Source organism: Neolewinella xylanilytica (genome assembly GCF_002934605.1).
Lineage (GTDB): Bacteria > Bacteroidota > Bacteroidia > Chitinophagales > Saprospiraceae > Neolewinella > Neolewinella xylanilytica.
The window spans coordinates 1,022,272-1,038,925 of sequence record NZ_PTJC01000006.1; the positions used below are offsets into that span (position 1 = coordinate 1,022,272).

Genomic DNA, 16,654 nt, shown 5'->3' on the forward strand with positions numbered 1-16,654 from the left:
ATGTAAGTTTCCGCTATCGCGTTACTTACACTTATCTAACGTAAGGCAACTGGCAGACGTTCGGTCTCGGATGAAAAATTGTATGGGGGTTACTTTACCCGGATGGTGCTTTCCCCCCGCTGGGTCATGTCTTTATCCAGCATACGCTGCTCGACCCACTTGCGTTTTTCGGCGATTTCCCCGTTGATGTATTTTTCAATCATCAGACTGGCAATGGGGGCGGCGACAGACCCGCCGAAACCGCCGTTTTCCACGTACACCATTATGGCGATCTTCGGGTCGTCGGCCGGAGCGAAGGCCACGAAGCTGGAGTGGTCGCCGTAGGTGTTCTGGATGGTACCCGTCTTCCCGCAGATTTCGATGCCCGGCACGTCGGCGACGCGTGCGGTACCTTCGGTTACGGTTTTGCGCATGCCCCGTACGACGGTCTCGAAGTATTCGCGCCGGATATCGATGTCGTGGCGTTCGGGTTCGATGGTTCGGACCTCACCCTGGTTACCTTCCTGTACTTCCCGGACGAGGTGGGGGGTATACCAGTGGCCGCGATTGGCAATGGCGGCGGCCATGTTGGCGGTCTGCAGGGCCGTCAATTCGTATTCGCCCTGTCCGATAGCCAGCGAGCGGATCCAGATAGCCCGCCAGAACTGGTCTTCGGCGAAGCGCTTCGTGTAGTATTCGGACGTCGGTACGTTTCCGGCGATTTCACCGGGGAAGTCGATACCGAGCTTACTGCCCAATCCAAATTGGTACAGGTATTCGTTAAACTCATCCAGCCCCTGCTCGGGCGTCAGGCTGCCGTAGCGGTTGATGTTTTCTAACCAGGCGGTGACGAAGTAGGCATTGCAGCTTTGGGCGATGGCGTCCTCGACCGAGCGACAGTAGGGGTGGTTGTGGCAACCTAGCAGCACGCGCCCGCCACTGGTAAATCCACCGTAACACTGAATGCCACGGTCGGGCTCGAGCGTCCCGGTCTCCATGGCGATCAAGGCTACAAGGGTCTTAAACGGACTGCCGGGGGGGTATTTGCCATTGATCGCCCGATTCAGGAGCGGCTGCAGGGTATCCTGCTGGAGGTCGACGAATGAACGGCCCCGATCCCGGCCGATCCGCAGCGAGCGCGGGTCGTAGGTCGGCGCGGAAATCATGGTCAGCACCTCCCCGGTAGAGGGTTCCAGGGCGACGATGCTCCCGATTTTGTTAACCATAAGTTCTTCCCCGTAGGCCTGAAGGTCGAGGTCGATGGTGGTCACCAGGTCGGTGCCTACCGTAGCGTTAACGTCCAGCGCTCCGTCGAGCACCTCTCCGGCCTCGCGGCCCAGGCGGTCACGGTATACGAACCGCCGCCCCTTGTCGCCGCGCAGGGCCGGCTCATACTGATATTCGAGACCGGATATACCGTGGTAATCGCCACCGCTGTAGCGACCCTCCCCTTGGTCGATCGTGTGCTGACTGACCTCACCCATGTACCCGAGCAAGTGAGCGGCTACCTGGTGGGGGTAATTGCGGGAAGAGCGTAGCGTAGCGGAAAAGCCGGGAAACTGGAAGAGGTTTTCCTGGAAGGTTGCGTAGACCGTCGGTGAAACGTTGGCCAGAAACGTGAAGGGTTTGGAAGGACTGAACTTCCCGCCCCACTTATCCGGAATGGCCTCTTCGAAGTAGTCGCGGGTGATGCCCAGCAACTGGCAGAATCGGGTCGTATCGAAGGCTTCGGCTTTGGCGGCGAATTGGTTGTAGGTCAACTCGATCTGGTAGATCGGTTCATTGATCGTCAACAACTTGCCGTTGCGGTCGAGCATCAGGCCCCGGGCGGGGTACTGGTCGATCTGGCTGTTGCCTACCCGGTCGGCACGCGTGCGCCAGGTGTCGCTGACGACCTGCAGGTGAAAGGCTTTACCCAGCAGTAGCAGGAGTACCGCGATCATGATGGCGCGGATACTGACGGTGCGTACGTCAAGGGTCTCTTTCGGCATTCCGGGGCTATGCTTTAGGGTTGAAAATCAGCACGATCGCAAAGGTGACTACGAGGCTGGCCGGTAGGGAAAATACGGTTTTTAAAACGATGTCGCTTAAGAAATAGATCGAAAAGGTCTGCAATAAAAAAAACATCACGAGGTGCGCCAGCAACAGGAGGGCGAGGTAACGGAACATCCAGCCACCCCCCATATCATAAATGCTCGGGTTGGCCTTGATATTGTAGCCATCTCGGGGTTGGATCAGTCGCAGGATGAACGGACGGAGATAGGCGGTGAGGGTCAGGGCTCCGGCGTGCAAGCCGATGGTTTCGCTGAAGAAATCAACCGAAAGGCCGAGGAGAAATCCGAGCAGGATGACGGCGGGGCGCGGCAACCGAAGGGGAAGCATGGCCACGAAGAGCGGGTAAACGAATACGAACAGGAGATCGCCTTGCCCCCATCCCCAGGCTACCTGGTTGAAAATAAAGACCTGGACGAGCAGGAGCAGTACGAAGCGCAGGCTGCTGTTTACCAGGGCCGAGGTGTTCATTTTACCTGATTCAGTCGTTCGAGTTCTTCCTTGAACAGGTCGCGGACCACGTAGCCGGTAGCGGCCAGTAGGGGATCGTTCAGCAGGACCACCGTAAGGTGCTGGCTACCGGTACCGGGCATGGGCTCGCTGCTTTCCACGATGCCGATCGGCAAGCCGGTGGGGTAAACATTGGAATATCCGGTGGTGAAAATGGTATCATTGGGGGCCACGGGGACGTAATCCGGCATGTCGGTAAGGGTTACCCGGCGAGGGTCGTGACCGTCCCACCGCAGGGTTCCGAAGGCGTTGTTATCGAGCCCGGCGCTGACCCGGGTATCCAGGTGCAGGAGGCTGATGACCCGGGCGTGCCGCGGGGTGACTTCACTGACGATGCCGAGCAGTCCGCCATCCGCTACGACTCCCTGTCCGCGTTCGACGCCAAGATTGGAACCCCGGTCGATCACCAGCGTATTGTAGGGGCCGTAGGGTGATTTGCTCACCACCCGGCTCGCCAGGTAGGTAAAGCGCTGCTGCATCAGCGAATCCACTACGGTACTCGTATCCACCGAGGTGTTGTAGCCCGAGCCGGGAATGCGACTCAGTAGGGCCGCGTTTTCCCGGCGCAGGATTTCGTTCTCCCGGGCCACGTCGAGAAACGCCAGCCGGTCGGAAACCTGTTTGGTGAAGTAGGAACCGTAGACGAACTTGGTTTCCGCCCATATTTTCCGCTGCGTATCGTTGTGGTGTACAATGAGGTACAGGCACAGCAACTGTAGGACGGCAAAAGTAAAGAAGCCGCTACTGTGAAGAAGGATGCGCAGCAGTCTCCCCATTAACTAACGCTGCTTGCGGGTACGAGAATGGATTTATAGCGACGGGTGTCGGAAAGGGCCTTGCTCGTGCCCCGGACCACCGCCAAGAGCGGATCTTCGGCTACGTGCACGGGCAACTGGGTCTTCTTGCTCAGGCGCTTGTCGAGGCCGCGCAGCATCGCTCCACCGCCGGTCAGGTATAGCCCCGTACTGTAAATATCGCTGGCCAACTCGGGCGGGATGGTTTCCAGGGCGCGAATCACCGCGTCTTCGATCTGGGTGATGGATTCGTCCAGCGCGCCGGCGATCTCCTGGTAGGTGACCGTGATCTGGCGGGGAATGCCGTTCAGAAGATCCCGGCCGTTGATGCTGAAGTCAGCCGGCGGATCCTCCAGCTCTGGGAGGGCGCTGCCCACGTGGATTTTGATCTGCTCGGCGGTGCGCTCCCCGATCAACATATTGTGGGTTTTGCGCATGTAGTTGACGATGTTGTCGGTGAGCTCGTCGCCGGCAATGCGGATCGACTGATCACTCACGATGCCCGACAGGGCGATAACGGCAATTTCCGTGGTGCCGCCCCCAATGTCGATGATCATGTTGCCGACGGGCTCCTCGACGTCCAGGCCGATGCCCAGGGCGGCGGCCATGGGTTCGTAGATAAGGTAGGTTTCCTTGGCATCAACGCGGGCCGCGCTTTCGAATACGGCGCGCTTCTCGACCTCGGTAATGCCGCTGGGAATGCAAATAACCATCTTCAGGTGGGAGAAAAAAGCCCGTCGACGCCCGATCATGTCGATCAACCCCTTGATCATCTGCTCGGCGGCGCGGAAGTCGGCAATGACGCCGTCCTTCAGCGGCCGGACCGTCTGAATGTTCTCGTGGGTCTTCTCGTGCATCTGCATCGCCCGCCGGCCCACCGCGATGGTTTCTTCCGATTTTCGGTCGATCGCTACGATGGAGGGCTCGTCGATGACGATCTCCCCGTTCTGCATGATGAGTGTGTTGGCCGTTCCCAAATCGACGGCCAGTTCCTGTTTAAAAAAGTTCAAAAATCGCATTCCCCTAAGTTGCAGACCGGTGAGGGTCAGAGTTTAGTTCGCAAAGGTCGTAAAATAGTAGTGGAGTAGGTAGTGAGCCTGGATCCTTATTCCATGATTATTCCAAAGATGGAATACCGCGCATTATAAGCACTATTTTCCTGAACGGTCGCCGATTGTGTTTCATTGCACCCGCGCTCCGCCGCCCCATAAATTCGTGTTCCGCGCAGCCGGTCGAATCTGCGCCGGCGTAATACCTTTGCGGCCATGACCGCTTCCGAAATCCGTACCGCTTTTCTCGACTTTTTCCGCGAAAAGGAGCATAAGATTGTTCCCTCCGCACCGATCGTGAATAAAAGCGACCCCTCCCTGCTGTTTACCAACGCGGGGATGAACCAGTTCAAGGATTTTTTCCTCGGCGACAAGGTGCCCGACAAGCGGCGGGTGGCCGATACCCAGAAGTGCATGCGCGTGAGCGGTAAGCACAACGACCTGGACGACGTGGGCCGCGACGGTACCCACCATACCATGTTCGAGATGCTCGGCAACTGGAGCTTCGGCGATTACTTCAAGGACGAAGCCATCGCCTGGAGCTGGGAGTTGCTCACCGAGCGGCTGGGCATCTCCGCCGATCGCCTCTACGCCACCGTCTTCGAAGGCGCCCCCGACGAGGGCATTCCCCGCGACGACGAAGCCAGGGGGTTCTGGCAGCGCGTGCTGCCCGACGACCGCATTCTCTACGGCAATAAAAAGGATAACTTCTGGGAAATGGGGGAGTCCGGCCCCTGCGGTCCCTGCACGGAAATTCACGTGGACGTCCGCCCCGACGCCGAGCGCGCCCACACCCCCGGCCGCGACCTGGTGAACGTGGACGGCAGCGGGGTAGTAGAAATCTGGAACAACGTATTTATCCAGTTCAACCGTAAGGCCGACGGCAGCCTCGTCAACCTGCCCGAGCGCCACGTAGACACCGGCATGGGCTTCGAGCGCCTCTGCATGGTACTGCAGGGGAAGGACGCGACCTACGATACGGACATCTTTACCCCCATCATCGGGGAGATCGAACGGCTCACCGGCAAGCCCTACGGCAGCAGCTACGCACCGGACGCCAAGGCCGATATGGCCATGCGCGTGGTAGCCGATCACTTACGGGCCGTAGCCTTTACTATCGCCGATGGCCAACTCCCCGGCAGCGGCGGGGCTGGCTACGTGGTGCGGCGCATCCTGCGGCGGGCCGTTCGCTACGCGTATTCTTTCCTCGGCCAGCAGCAACCCGTGCTGTATCGGCTCATGCCGGTACTGGTCCGAGAGATGGGCCATGCCTTTCCCGAGCTGGAGCGGCAGCAGGAGCAGATCGCGCGGATCATCGAATCCGAGGAGCGCTCTTTCCTACACACGCTGGAGAACGGTCTGGAGCGCTTCGCGGCCCTGGATACCGAATCCGGAAGGATCAGCGGTGAAGATGCCTTCGAATTGTACGATACTTTCGGCTTCCCGATCGACCTGACGCGCATTATGGCGGCGGAGCGCGGGATAAAAGTTGACGAGGAAGGATTCAACCTGGCACTCCAACGACAAAAGGCCCGCAGCCGGAAGGATGCGGCCAAGGAGGTGGGCGACTGGACCGTGGTCAGTGACGAGCCATCCGTGTTCATCGGATACGACGTGCTCTCCGATGCCGGGTCCCGCGTAACCAAGTACCGCACGGTGAAGGTGAAGGACCAGCCCCAGTACCAGTTGGTCCTGGACCGCACCCCCTTCTACGGCGAAAGCGGGGGGCAGGCCGGTGACCGGGGTACCATCCGGGTAGGGGAGGAGACCCTGAAAGTGATTGACACGCAGAAGGAAAACGACCTAACGGTACACGTAGTCGATAAACTCCCCACCGATCCGGAAGCGGACGTTTACACTGAGGTAACGGCCCAGGAGCGGCAGGCCATCAGCAATAACCACACCGCGGCTCACCTGCTGCACGCCGCTCTCCACCGGGTGCTGGGCGAACACGCCGTCCAGAAGGGGCAGGACGTGCAGGCGGGTAAATTCCGTTTCGACTTCAGTCACTTCGAGCGTCCGACCACCGAGCAACTGCGGGAGATCGAACTAATGGTCAACGCCCGCATCCGCGAAAATATCCCCTTGCTGGAGCGTCGCGACGTGCCCATCGCCGAAGCCCGGAATAGCGGCGCCATGATGCTTTTCGGCGAGAAGTACGGAGACAAAGTGCGCATCATCACCTTCGACCCGGACTACAGTTCCGAGCTCTGCGGCGGTACCCACGTCAAGCATACCGGCGAACTGGGTCTGTTCAAAATCACCAACGAAAGCGCCCTCGCGGCCGGAGTGCGGCGTATCGAGGGCGTCACGGCTTTACGGGCGGAGTGGTACGTGCACGGTAGATTGGCCTTACTGGAGGAGGTGCGCGACGCACTCAAGGGAGCTTCCGATCTTTCCGGCGCCGTCCGCAATCTGCAGGACGAGAACCGCAGCCTAAAAAAGGAACTCGATAAGCTACAAGCCGCGCAGGCCGGCAATTTGAAGGGAGAGCTGGAAGAATCTTTCGAGATGATCAATGGGGTCAACTTCCTCGCCCGCAAAGTGGATTTGACCGATCCGGCCGCCATAAAGAACCTGGCCTTTCAACTGACGGGGGAGAATGAGCATGCTTTCGTCTTGCTTGCCAGTGAGAACGAGGGAAAAGCCTTGCTCACCCTAGCGATCAGTAAGGGATTGGCGGAAAGCAAACTGAACGCGGGTAGCCTGGTGCGGGAACTCGCGAAGCACATTCGTGGCGGCGGAGGCGGTCAGCCGTTCTTCGCTACGGCGGGGGGTAAGGAGCCGGGGGGTATTCCGGCGGTGCTGGAGCACGCCCGGAAGCTGGTGAGCTAGCGGGTCCGCCGGCCCGGCTGGTCCGCCGAGCTATCCGTAGGAGCAATACGGTTGACGAGATGGTTGTCTGCTCGTCGGCCCAGCGTTTGGGGAGATCTCATTCTCCGGCCCGTCGGCCGACCAGCAAAGCTGTGCGGACGACTGTTGCCTCCTGTGCGGACGACTATGGCCTAAGAAGCAAAACCAATGTACGACGATTTCAAAGCCAACATCTATGCGGGCTACCGTCCGGAACTGCACGACGTGCCGCTCTCTCACTACTTTGGAGAACGGGTTTTCGGGCGGGGAGTGGATGTAGGTTGCGGGGTGGGGCATTCAGCGCGGGCACTCCTGAATCATTGTTGGGAGGTAACCGCCCTGGATAACAGCCGGGCCATGTTAGCCAAAGCTAAGCCCGAACCCCGGATCCGGTATCGGCGATGGTCTGGCGGCCGGTGGCCGGTGGCCGATAAGTCGGTGGATGTCATCACCTTTGCCGGCTCGCTCTTCTATCTGGACGGTGGGGCGGCCTTGCAGGAGATACGGCGGGTGGGTAAGCCGGGGTCCCACGTAGTCGTATATGATTACCGCTTCGACCCGCGTCCATTCCTGTCGGCGCTTGGGGTAGGTCCCTTCGAGCCGCCGGTGAATGCATACCGCTGGGATTGTCAACTTCCGGTGGATGAGACCGGTACCGTGAGCAAGCTGCAGGACCTGAAATCGGAGGTGCTGTTGATCATGGAGGCGCAGCAGCTTGCCTACACCATACTGGCCGAGGACTGGTGCCGAACCCTACTGTCGGCCAAGTTCGGGAGCGAAAATCCAGCGGAAGAGCTTACTGCCCGGCTGGCAGGGCGCTACGCGGTAGGGGACCGAATTCCGGTGGACTTCAAGCTGATAAGTTTTCACTATCGGCTGCATCCCGGGGCGGCTGACTGAAGGTGACCCCCCCGGCACAACAGCGGGGAAGTAGCAAAAAACCCAACGGACCGTGGGAGGGCGAAAATTCGCCATCCGGGTGATTTATTCTACCTTGTCGCCAAACCATAAGATCATGACCTTTCAGGAACTCAACGACGGCGTTGCCAAAGCCGCGGCCAATGCCCCGAAGCTCGGTAAAAGCATCAAACTGCAACTCGATGAGGGCGTCATCTTCATCGACATGACGGAAGATCAGGCCAAAGTGACGAACGAAGACAAGGAGGCGGATACTACCGTGATCACTTCCGTCGACGTACTCGACCAGCTACGTAGCGGAAAACTAAACCCGATGATGGCTATGATGTCGGGTAAAGTGAAGATCCAGGGCGACATGGGCCTGGCCATGAAGCTCCAAGGCCTGCTGTCTTAGCTTCCGGTAAGACAAATCGGGCCGGTACCCGCACCGTGTCGAAGCAATTTGCCGGATTATGTGTTTCTTCCGTTAACGGCATCCACACGCCGTTGCCCGAATAATCTCTTGGTCCATGCTCCTGCGAATTTTACTAGTTCTTTTGACCGTTCTCCCCCTGGTGCTGACCGGTACCCACAACCGGGCGGGTGAAATCATCGTGGAAGCGGAGGGGGACTGCAACAACGTGAACGACCAGCTGCGGGTATGCGCCACGATCATCACCTACACCGAAACGGCCCAGACGGAGGTAGACCGCGACAGCCTCGAAATCATCTGGGGCGACGGCACCCGCGAAATGATCGGTAGAACGGAGATCATTCCGACCTCGACTCCCGGCATTCAGCGTAACGAGTACCGGATGTGCCACCGGTACCCGTCCTTCGGTCGCTACGTACTCAGCTTTCAGGACGTCAACCGGGTCCGCAACGTACGGAACATCGGAGCGCAGTCCGTCAACATCCCCTTCAGCGTTTTCACCTCCTATTCGCTGGTCAACCCGATCGTGAATGGCTGCAATACTTCCCCGCAGCTGAGTCAGGAGCCCATCGATAATGCCTGTATCGGCTCGGTATGGACCCACAACCCCGGGGCTTTCGACGTCGACGGAGACAGCCTGGCCTTCGAATTCACTACCCCGACTTTCGCGCCCCGAGCACCCATTCCCAGCTACGTACTGCCCAATCAGATCAACGGCGCGACCGGAAGCCTGGAAATCAATCCCCGCACCGGGCAGATCACCTGGGATTCCCCCGGCATCCCGGGAGAGTATAACCTGGCCTTCATGGTGAAGTCGTTTCGGAACGGTATTCCCCTGGATACGCTGGTACGGGATATGCAGGTGTTCGTGGACGACTGCTCCAACGACCCCCCGGTGATCGAGATCGACCGGGAGGAGATCTGCGTCGTAGCCGGTGAGGTGGTCGAGTTTGACGTAGTCGCTACCGCGCCGCTATCGGATACGGAGCAGGAGATTTTTCTCACCGCCTCCGGCCGCCCGTTCGACCTCGCAGATAATCCGGCCACTTTCACGCCGGTGAATGCGAATCCACCCGCTTACGAACCCGATCCGCTGCGCAGGCGATTCCGGTGGCAGACCACTTGCAACGACATCAGTAACCAGGAGTACTTCATCGTGCTCCGCGCCGTAGACGACGGTCCCCCGCGACCATCGGGACTGGCTACCCTACGTTCGGTAAGTATCCGCGTGGTGCCCCCGCCCCCGGAGGATGTGCGTGCCGCCGTGGAAGACGAAGAGATCACCATCAACTGGGAGAGCCCGTACGCCTGTGAAGACAATGCCAATCCCGATTTCCTCGGGTTCACCGTCTGGCGTCGGGAGGGAAGCAACAGTTTCGTGCCCGACACCTGCGAGACCGGCCTGGCCGGTAGAGGGTATACCCAGATATCCGACGGCGAAGTGAGCGATCTCGCCGACGGCCGCTACTTTTTCATCGACGACGACGTAGAGCGCGGGCGAACCTACTGCTACCGGGTGGTGGCGGTGATGGCGCGCATCACGCAGAGCACGGGCTTCATTTTCGAGGAGTTCGAATCGATTCCTTCCCAGGAGGTATGCGTCCAGCTGGCGCGGGATATTCCCCTGCTTACCAAGGTAGACGTCTTGTCGACCGGCGCTACCGACGGACAAATCGATGTCTGCTGGGTTCTTCCCGACCCGCTGAGCCTGGATACCCTCCAGAACCCCGGGCCATACCGCTACGTACTGAGTCGGGCGGTGGGTCAAACCACGGAACCCGGTGCCTTCAGCGAAATTGCCACCTATACTTCTCCCTTTTTTGGCGACGCCGTCGATACGTGCTATACCGACCAGAATCTGGATACCGAAGCAAACGCCTACAGCTACCGCATTGAGTTGTTCGTGAACAACGAGAACGAGCCATTGGGTGAAGCACAGCCCGCGAGCAGTGTCCGGCTGGGAGGAAGCCCGACCGACCGGGCCGTCGATTTGACCTGGACCGAGCAGGTGCCCTGGACAAACGAAAGCTACGACGTTTTCCGCCGCCTCCCCGGCGCAACGACCTACGATAGCCTGACCACGGTAAGCGAAGCAAGCTTCCGGGATTCCGAACTGGTCAACGGCGAAACGTACTGCTATTTCGTGCGGGCCCGCGGCTCGTACAACGTCGACGATATTCCGTCTCCGCTACTCAACCGCAGCCAGGAGTTTTGCCTGGTTCCTATCGACAACGTTTCCCCCTGTCCGCCCCAATTAATGGTGGAAAGCGTCTGTGACCGGGGCGTTGACTGTACGGTCGACGAGAATCTCTTCAACATCATCGAATGGGTTCCGAGCGGAGAGGTGTGTGGAGACGATGACGTGGTCACCTACCGGATATACTTTACGGCCGACAGTTCCGCCGCACCTGCGCTCGTCGCCCAAGTAGAAAGTACGGATATCCTCCGCTTCGACCATACGCCTCCGGATGGAATCGTGGGCTGTTACACCATTACGGCGGTAGATGCAAACGGTAATGAAAGTCTGCCCAGCAACCAGGTCTGCGTTACGAATTGTCCCATTTACGATCTTCCGAATGCCTTCACGCCCAACGGCGACGGGGACAACGACTTTTTCGTTCCCCGCGGGCTGTGCTTTATCGAACGGGTGGAGTTCAAGATCTTCAATCGGTGGGGGCAGCTCGTTTTTGAGACCCAGGACCCGGGAATACGGTGGAACGGGGAGAATCTCGCCGGTGAGTCCCTCCCCTCCGGTACCTATTACTACGTAGGTACGGTGTTCGAGCGTCGCCTGGATGGGGTTGCCGCCTCCGAAGAACCGGTGAGCGGGTACATCGAGCTGATCACGGGCCGGTAACTCACCGATTTCCAGCACGCGCACGCGCCGATCGCAATCACTGCGGGGCATTCCTGTTCCCCAGCCCGGGGAAGCCGGCTTCCTTTGGACGAGTAAGCAATATTTATCGGTCGGAGGCGCCAAACCGTATACCGTATGGCGGCAGCAACGCGCCCTCCGACCCTAAGCGGACCGGGTCAAACCCGGGTGCCGTCGCGCTGCTGCCATACGATGCTTACCGATCCGGATTCAGTCACTAAGCCGGACGCCGGACGGCCGATAGGGGGCAAAGTTGGTAGTGCGGTGACGGTCTGGCGGGTACATAATTGTAGTTTCGACATTTAAAATCGATGTATCAACCGTTTTTTTTCGTCTGCCCTTTCACTATTGGATTTTTACGCCTATTTTCGCACTAGACGTTTATTCAAGCAATTGTCTGCGAGATTGCAGCTGTTTGGATCGCGTTCGGGCGAAAGGCTTCGCTCCCAATACGAATAATAGGGTTTTAGGTGTTTATTTCCGGACCGGCTGCGCATGCGCGACCGGTCTTTTTTATTCCGAAAGACTAATCCGCAATTAGGGTTCGTTAGCTTGTAAACTTGTGCCTTGCGGCGCGTTTTTGTGTGTATACCTCCCCCTTGAATATGAAGTTAGTCCATACTCTTTGCTTCGTGATCCTGTTTGCCTTTTCCCTACAGGCGCAGGATATCCACTTTTCGCAGTTCTACATGTCGCCCCTCAACCTGAATCCGGCCATGACGGGGGTGATGAACTGCAACAGCCGTATCGCGCTGAACTACCGCAGTCAGTGGGCTTCGGTGTTGGGCAGCAATGCCTTTCAAACCTACAGCGTGAGCTACGACCAGCGGATTGCTGTAGGCCGCAACGACTTTTTCGGCGTAGGCGGTACCTTCTGGGGCGACCGCGCGGGTGAGGCCAGCTTCGCCACTACGACCGGTAAACTCAGTGCCAGTTACAGCAAGAAGCTGGGTGGTGCCCGTGATTACGGCAACTATCTGGTAGCCGGAGCCGAAGTAGGCGCGGCGCAGCGCAGCCTCGATTTCCTGGCCCTTCGCTGGGGATCACAGCACGACGGAGATGGTGGTTTTAACGGTGGGCTGCCCAGTGGCGAGAATACCCTGGACCGCGACGAATTCCTTTTTTCCGACATGGCGGCCGGTTTGCTCTGGTTCATGGTTTTCGACGAAAACAACAGCCTGTACGCCGGCGGTGCCCTACACCACCTGAACCGGGCCAATCAGAGCTTCGACCTGGAAGGAGAGGATTTGCTGTACACTCGCTTTACCGCCCACGCCGGCGGTGAATTCATGCTCAATCGCCGTTTCGGGCTCGTGCCCGGCGCCATTTTGATGACGCAGGGTCCCAGCTTCCAGGTGAACGCCGGTACGAACCTGAAATTCCTGCTCGATGCGGGACGCAACGCCGCCAGCCAAGCGTTCCAGGTCGGCATCTGGACGCGGGTCAGTAACCGGCTCGACAGCAGCGTCCTAACCGACGCCATCATTCTTAGCACCCGCTTCGACTACGAAAACTTCGCGCTGGGCTTTAGCTACGATATTAATACCAGCGACCTGCGGGTGGCCACCGACGGAAACGGCGGTTTCGAATTGTCGCTGCAGTACAAGATTTGCGGTAGTCAGCGCCGGGGAGTATACTGCCCCCAGTTCTGATGCCTTAGGTTCTCTCATAAAATATAATCCTAATCTCATGTTTGGAAACGGGAAAGAAACCCCCAAAAAATCCCCCGGCCCTATGCCTTCTGCTCCTTCCGGTGGTGTCAACACCATCGACGAACACACCTCCATCAAAGGCAACATTCAGGCCGGAGGCGACATCCGCATCGATGGCAAACTGGACGGTGACCTCGTTTGCAAAGCCAAGTTGATCATCGGTGAGCGCGGATCCATTACCGGCGACGTCGATTGCCAGAATGCCATGATTGAAGGCACCTTTTCCGGCACCATCATCGTGCGCGATCTGCTCACCCTCAAAGACACCGCCCGCGTAAAGGGCAACGTCCGCGCCAGCAAGATGGCTGTCGGTTCGGGCTGCCTCATCGACGGCCAGTGTACCATCACGGGCGACAAAGACCCGGCAGCCGGATTCGCCAAGTCTTCCAACGGCAGCATGAACGGTACGGCGGAACACGAAAAGCACAAGTCCAACGGTGCCGCCGTCAAAGCCTAAGGGCGATGACGGACGAGCCTGGACCAAGTACATGGGCCTGGGCGCGCAACTGATCGCCACGATCGGGATCAGCGTAGCCATCGGTCTGTACCTCGACGGTCAATTCGGGACCAATCCCTGGATCACCGTGGCCATGAGCCTCCTCGGCGTGGTCGGCGGGCTCTGGGTCAGTATTAAAGATCTGCTCTGAAGCGCAGGGCTTCCCCCGGCCGCAATTGAAAGGCCGGAGATAGGTTACCTACCACCAAGAGTACCCTCGGATAGCCGCCAATCGTTTGTGCGTCCGGTCCGAGGAGAATGGGACCGGAAGGGGTGAACTGAACGGTGCCGGGTAAGACCGGACCACTGAGTAGGGTGGGTACATCGCCGGAGGGCGAGTCGTCGCCTTCCAGGCGAATTCCCTGCCGGTTGCTGTCCCGGCCCACTTTAAAAGACTGGTGCATCAGCCAATGCTGTCGTTCCCGGCTCAGGAGTTCCCACTCCGGGCCGGGAACGGTGCGTAGGTGCACGAGCTTTGCCTTCGTGCCTTCCGGCTGCCCCTCCGATTGCCTCGGCGGCACGGGGGAAGCGGACCCTACGCTCCAGGAATAGCCGCTAACGATAGCCGCCGCGCCCGGTAGCCCCCTTTCCACACTTCCCAAAACCGTCGGCAGTTCCCAATTACCCCGGATGCCGACGTAGGCCCGACATCCCGCCCGGGAGAATCCACCCGCCAGTATTCCTTGGCCACGGATCGAAAGGACCGATTCACGCCGTACCGGCCGATCGTCCATTCGCCAGTCCACCTCGGCACCCGTCAGGGCGATCTGGCCTTCCCCTTCCCATTTCCATTTTCCGCCGGCGAGGGTGACCTCCAGGCAGCAGTGATCCGGTTGCTGGTCGAGTAGGCGGTTGGCGAACGCAGCGGAATCTCGATCTGCCGCCCCCCCTCCGGCGATTCCCCGGGCACGGTGGCCGGGCCGTCCGCGATCTACGAAAAGCGCGCCGGTGCCGCTTCCGAGGCAGGTGATGGTCAGTCGTTGGGCCATGCGTCCGAAATGATCAGCTGTTCCAGCTGGTCGGCGTCGACCGCGTGGAAGGTAACCAGGTCACCGGTTTGAAAGCGGGTGCGGCCGGCCTTGTCAAGGAGGGGCAGCGGGCAGTAACCGATAAGTTGCCAGCCACCGGGGGAGTCCACCGGGTAAATACCCGTCTGCGTTCCGGCCAGACCGACCGACCCGGCCGGTACGCTACGCCGCGGGTCGTCCCGCCTGGCCACGGCGATCCGGGGGTCGAGCTCCCCCATAAAGGCAAAGCCGGGCCGGTAACCGATCAGGTACACCCGGTATGGTATTCGGGTATGCAGCCGCACGACTTCCGCTTCGGATAGGTCGGAAGCAGCGCCTACATCCGCCAGGTCGGGTCCGTACTCCCCCCCGTAGCAGACCGGTATGCGGTGAGCGGAACCAACCGTATCCGGCTGCTCGCTTACTCGCAGCGCGTACAGCCGCTCCCGCCAGCGGTCCGCGGGGCCATCAAAGCGGACCAGCAGGGAAGCGTAGGACGGAATGCACTCCGCCACACCATCGAGCCGGCCGAGGGTAGCGGCGTAGGACATCACACCCCGGTGGATGGCGGGGTCGATGCGCTGTTCCCATTCCAGCAGCAGGGCTTCCGGGCCGAAATCCTTTATGGAGCGGGGGGTGCGCACCTCGGCAAGGTAGCCTAATTGCCCAAAACGTCGTACTTTCCAGCCGGATTAAACCGGCACGCTCCGATGGCAAAAGAAAAAACCGATGATGACCTCAAACGCTACTATTCCATCGGGGAAGTGGCGAAGAAATTAGGCGTCAATACGTCACTGATCCGCTTTTGGGAAAACGAATTCGGCCACATCAAGCCGAATAAAAACAGCCGCGGCGACCGCCGTTTCACGAAGGAAAACATCGCCCAGCTGCAGCAGGTCTATCACCTGGTTCGCGATCGCGGTTTCACCCTCGAAGGGGCCCGCAAGGAAATCGCGAACGCCGACGCGCCCGGCGCGGAAAAGCAACAGATCATCACCCGCCTCACCGAAATACGTCGCCGGCTCGAACTGCTTCGCGACCCGGCTTAATTTATCGTATTGCCGTTGGCCTACCTGCTGTATTATCTCGTTTTTATCCCGCTCAGTTACCTGCCGTGGTCCGTCATGTACGGGGTGTCCGCCGCCCTCGAATGGCTGAACTGGCACCTCGTTGGGTACCGCAAAGCCGTGGTGGTGGATAATATCCGGCGTTCGTTTCCGGCTTATACGGAGCGGGAAGTGACGCGGTTGGCGCGTGATTATTACGGTTTCTTCTTCGACAGCGTCGCCGAGAGCGTTAAGCTCTTTAGCATGAGCGAGGGGGCGGCGGTGCGCAGGTGCAGGGTCGTCAATCCCGAAGTGGTGGATCACCTCCGTGTTGCGGGCCGAAGCTTCATTGCTTACGGCGCCCACTTCAGCAATTGGGAGATAGCAGCGCTTTCTTTCCAACCTCAGTTTGCCGGATTCCAAGTCATGGGCATCTACAGCCCGCTGAACAACGCGGTGCTCGATCGGCTATTTCGCGTCAATCGGGGACGTACGGGAACCCAGCTCGTTTCCCGGCGGGTGGTGCAGGAGTACTTCGATACCCACGATGGAACGCCCACCGTCGAGTTTTTCGTCGCCGATCAGTCGCCGAGCAATGCGCGTTGGCAAAAGCTCCACTGGACCGAGTTTTTAGGCCGTACCACGGCCTTTCTCGCCGGGCCGGAGCGGTATGCGGTGCGCCATGATCGCCCGGTCTACTACATGAATCTGCGCCGGCAGGGTAGGGGGTATTACACGGCAAAGCTGATTCCCATCACGGATGAGCCCCGGGAAACCGAGCCGGGATTCATTACGGAATGCTTTGCCCGCCGGTTGGAGCACGAAATCCGTCGCGACCCCGCCACCTGGTTGTGGAGCCACCGCCGCTGGAAGCGCGGAGTACCCGACCGGGTGGCGGAGTTGCTACGGACGAAGGATCACCTACCTCCCGAATACGATCCGGAAGGGTAA

Annotated in this window: 15 protein-coding genes; 9 read left to right on the forward strand and 6 right to left on the reverse strand. The window is 59.4% G+C overall.

Annotated features, from left to right (window positions below; genetic code table 11):
• Window positions 1-89: 89 nt before the first annotated feature.
• The 4 genes from mrdA to CLV84_RS13600 are packed head-to-tail and all read right to left on the reverse strand — an operon-like array spanning window position 90 to window position 4,354.
• Window positions 90-1,970: a penicillin-binding protein 2 gene (gene mrdA, locus CLV84_RS13585; RefSeq protein WP_104420333.1), complete on the reverse strand. Its 1,881-nt coding sequence runs from the start codon at window positions 1,968-1,970 to the stop codon at window positions 90-92.
• A gap of 7 nt (window positions 1,971-1,977) precedes the next feature.
• A complete protein-coding gene (locus CLV84_RS13590; protein WP_104420334.1) occupies window positions 1,978-2,502 on the reverse strand; it encodes a hypothetical protein in 525 nt (174 codons plus the stop codon).
• Window positions 2,499-3,317, reverse strand: coding sequence for a rod shape-determining protein MreC (gene mreC, locus CLV84_RS13595; RefSeq protein WP_104420335.1), 819 nt, complete (start codon window positions 3,315-3,317; stop codon window positions 2,499-2,501). The genes CLV84_RS13590 and mreC overlap by 4 nt, the downstream gene beginning before the upstream one ends.
• Window positions 3,317-4,354: a rod shape-determining protein gene (locus tag CLV84_RS13600; RefSeq protein WP_104420336.1), complete on the reverse strand. Its 1,038-nt coding sequence runs from the start codon at window positions 4,352-4,354 to the stop codon at window positions 3,317-3,319. Before CLV84_RS13600 ends, mreC begins: the two co-directional genes overlap by 1 nt.
• A gap of 246 nt (window positions 4,355-4,600) precedes the next feature.
• On the opposite strand from CLV84_RS13600, the gene alaS reads away from it, so the two are divergent.
• From alaS to CLV84_RS13635, 7 genes are all read left to right on the forward strand, one after another.
• Complete coding sequence (alaS, locus tag CLV84_RS13605; RefSeq protein WP_104420337.1) at window positions 4,601-7,219, forward strand: alanine--tRNA ligase; 2,619 nt, start codon at window positions 4,601-4,603, stop codon at window positions 7,217-7,219.
• A 186-nt stretch (window positions 7,220-7,405) separates the two neighbouring features.
• Entirely contained in the window at window positions 7,406-8,137 is a 732-nt protein-coding gene (locus tag CLV84_RS13610) for a class I SAM-dependent methyltransferase (RefSeq protein WP_104420338.1), read from the forward strand.
• Between the two features lie 115 nt (window positions 8,138-8,252).
• Entirely contained in the window at window positions 8,253-8,549 is a 297-nt protein-coding gene (locus CLV84_RS13615) for an SCP2 sterol-binding domain-containing protein (RefSeq protein WP_104420339.1), read from the forward strand.
• 142 nt (window positions 8,550-8,691) lie between these two features.
• The gene (locus CLV84_RS13620) at window positions 8,692-11,424 is read left to right on the forward strand and encodes a gliding motility-associated C-terminal domain-containing protein (protein WP_146088809.1); all 2,733 of its coding nucleotides are present in this window, start codon (window positions 8,692-8,694) and stop codon (window positions 11,422-11,424) included.
• Between the two features lie 623 nt (window positions 11,425-12,047).
• Window positions 12,048-13,094 carry a PorP/SprF family type IX secretion system membrane protein gene (locus CLV84_RS13625; RefSeq protein WP_104421187.1) on the forward strand — a complete coding sequence of 349 codons (1,047 nt, stop codon included), beginning with the start codon at window positions 12,048-12,050 and terminating at the stop codon, window positions 13,092-13,094.
• An 82-nt stretch (window positions 13,095-13,176) separates the two neighbouring features.
• Window positions 13,177-13,611 carry a bactofilin family protein gene (locus CLV84_RS13630; RefSeq protein WP_170067704.1) on the forward strand — a complete coding sequence of 145 codons (435 nt, stop codon included), beginning with the start codon at window positions 13,177-13,179 and terminating at the stop codon, window positions 13,609-13,611.
• On the forward strand, window positions 13,592-13,801 hold the full coding sequence (locus tag CLV84_RS13635; protein ID WP_146088810.1) for an AtpZ/AtpI family protein: 210 nt from the start codon (window positions 13,592-13,594) through the stop codon (window positions 13,799-13,801). The genes CLV84_RS13630 and CLV84_RS13635 overlap by 20 nt, the downstream gene beginning before the upstream one ends.
• Here CLV84_RS13635 and CLV84_RS13640 read toward each other — a convergent pair.
• The gene (locus CLV84_RS13640) at window positions 13,785-14,639 is read right to left on the reverse strand and encodes a 5-oxoprolinase subunit C family protein (RefSeq protein ID WP_104420343.1); all 855 of its coding nucleotides are present in this window, start codon (window positions 14,637-14,639) and stop codon (window positions 13,785-13,787) included. The two genes, CLV84_RS13635 and CLV84_RS13640, sit on opposite strands and share 17 nt — an antisense overlap.
• Entirely contained in the window at window positions 14,624-15,301 is a 678-nt protein-coding gene (pxpB, locus tag CLV84_RS13645; protein WP_104420344.1) for a 5-oxoprolinase subunit PxpB, read from the reverse strand. Before pxpB ends, CLV84_RS13640 begins: the two co-directional genes overlap by 16 nt.
• Before the next feature lie 66 nt (window positions 15,302-15,367).
• Here pxpB and CLV84_RS13650 point away from each other — a divergent pair, with 66 nt between their 5' ends.
• Both CLV84_RS13650 and CLV84_RS13655 read left to right on the forward strand, forming a co-directional pair.
• Window positions 15,368-15,706: a MerR family transcriptional regulator gene (locus tag CLV84_RS13650; protein ID WP_104420345.1), complete on the forward strand. Its 339-nt coding sequence runs from the start codon at window positions 15,368-15,370 to the stop codon at window positions 15,704-15,706.
• 9 nt (window positions 15,707-15,715) lie between these two features.
• A complete protein-coding gene (locus tag CLV84_RS13655) occupies window positions 15,716-16,654 on the forward strand; it encodes a lysophospholipid acyltransferase family protein (protein ID WP_170067705.1) in 939 nt (312 codons plus the stop codon).

Bases quoted from the DNA above. Each gene is read 5' to 3' on its own strand.
- CLV84_RS13630 (WP_170067704.1), top strand. From the start codon at position 13,177: ATGCCTTCTGCTCCTTCCGGTGGTGTCAACACCATCGACGAACACACC.
- mreC (WP_104420335.1), bottom strand. From the start codon at position 3,317: ATGGGGAGACTGCTGCGCATCCTTCTTCACAGTAGCGGCTTCTTTACT.
- CLV84_RS13600 (WP_104420336.1), bottom strand. From the start codon at position 4,354: ATGCGATTTTTGAACTTTTTTAAACAGGAACTGGCCGTCGATTTGGGA.
- CLV84_RS13625 (WP_104421187.1), top strand. From the start codon at position 12,048: ATGAAGTTAGTCCATACTCTTTGCTTCGTGATCCTGTTTGCCTTTTCC.
- CLV84_RS13640 (WP_104420343.1), bottom strand. From the start codon at position 14,639: ATGGCCCAACGACTGACCATCACCTGCCTCGGAAGCGGCACCGGCGCG.
- CLV84_RS13650 (WP_104420345.1), top strand. From the start codon at position 15,368: ATGGCAAAAGAAAAAACCGATGATGACCTCAAACGCTACTATTCCATC.
- CLV84_RS13615 (WP_104420339.1), top strand. From the start codon at position 8,253: ATGACCTTTCAGGAACTCAACGACGGCGTTGCCAAAGCCGCGGCCAAT.
- CLV84_RS13590 (WP_104420334.1), bottom strand. From the start codon at position 2,502: ATGAACACCTCGGCCCTGGTAAACAGCAGCCTGCGCTTCGTACTGCTC.
- CLV84_RS13610 (WP_104420338.1), top strand. From the start codon at position 7,406: ATGTACGACGATTTCAAAGCCAACATCTATGCGGGCTACCGTCCGGAA.
- alaS (WP_104420337.1), top strand. From the start codon at position 4,601: ATGACCGCTTCCGAAATCCGTACCGCTTTTCTCGACTTTTTCCGCGAA.
- mrdA (WP_104420333.1), bottom strand. From the start codon at position 1,970: ATGCCGAAAGAGACCCTTGACGTACGCACCGTCAGTATCCGCGCCATC.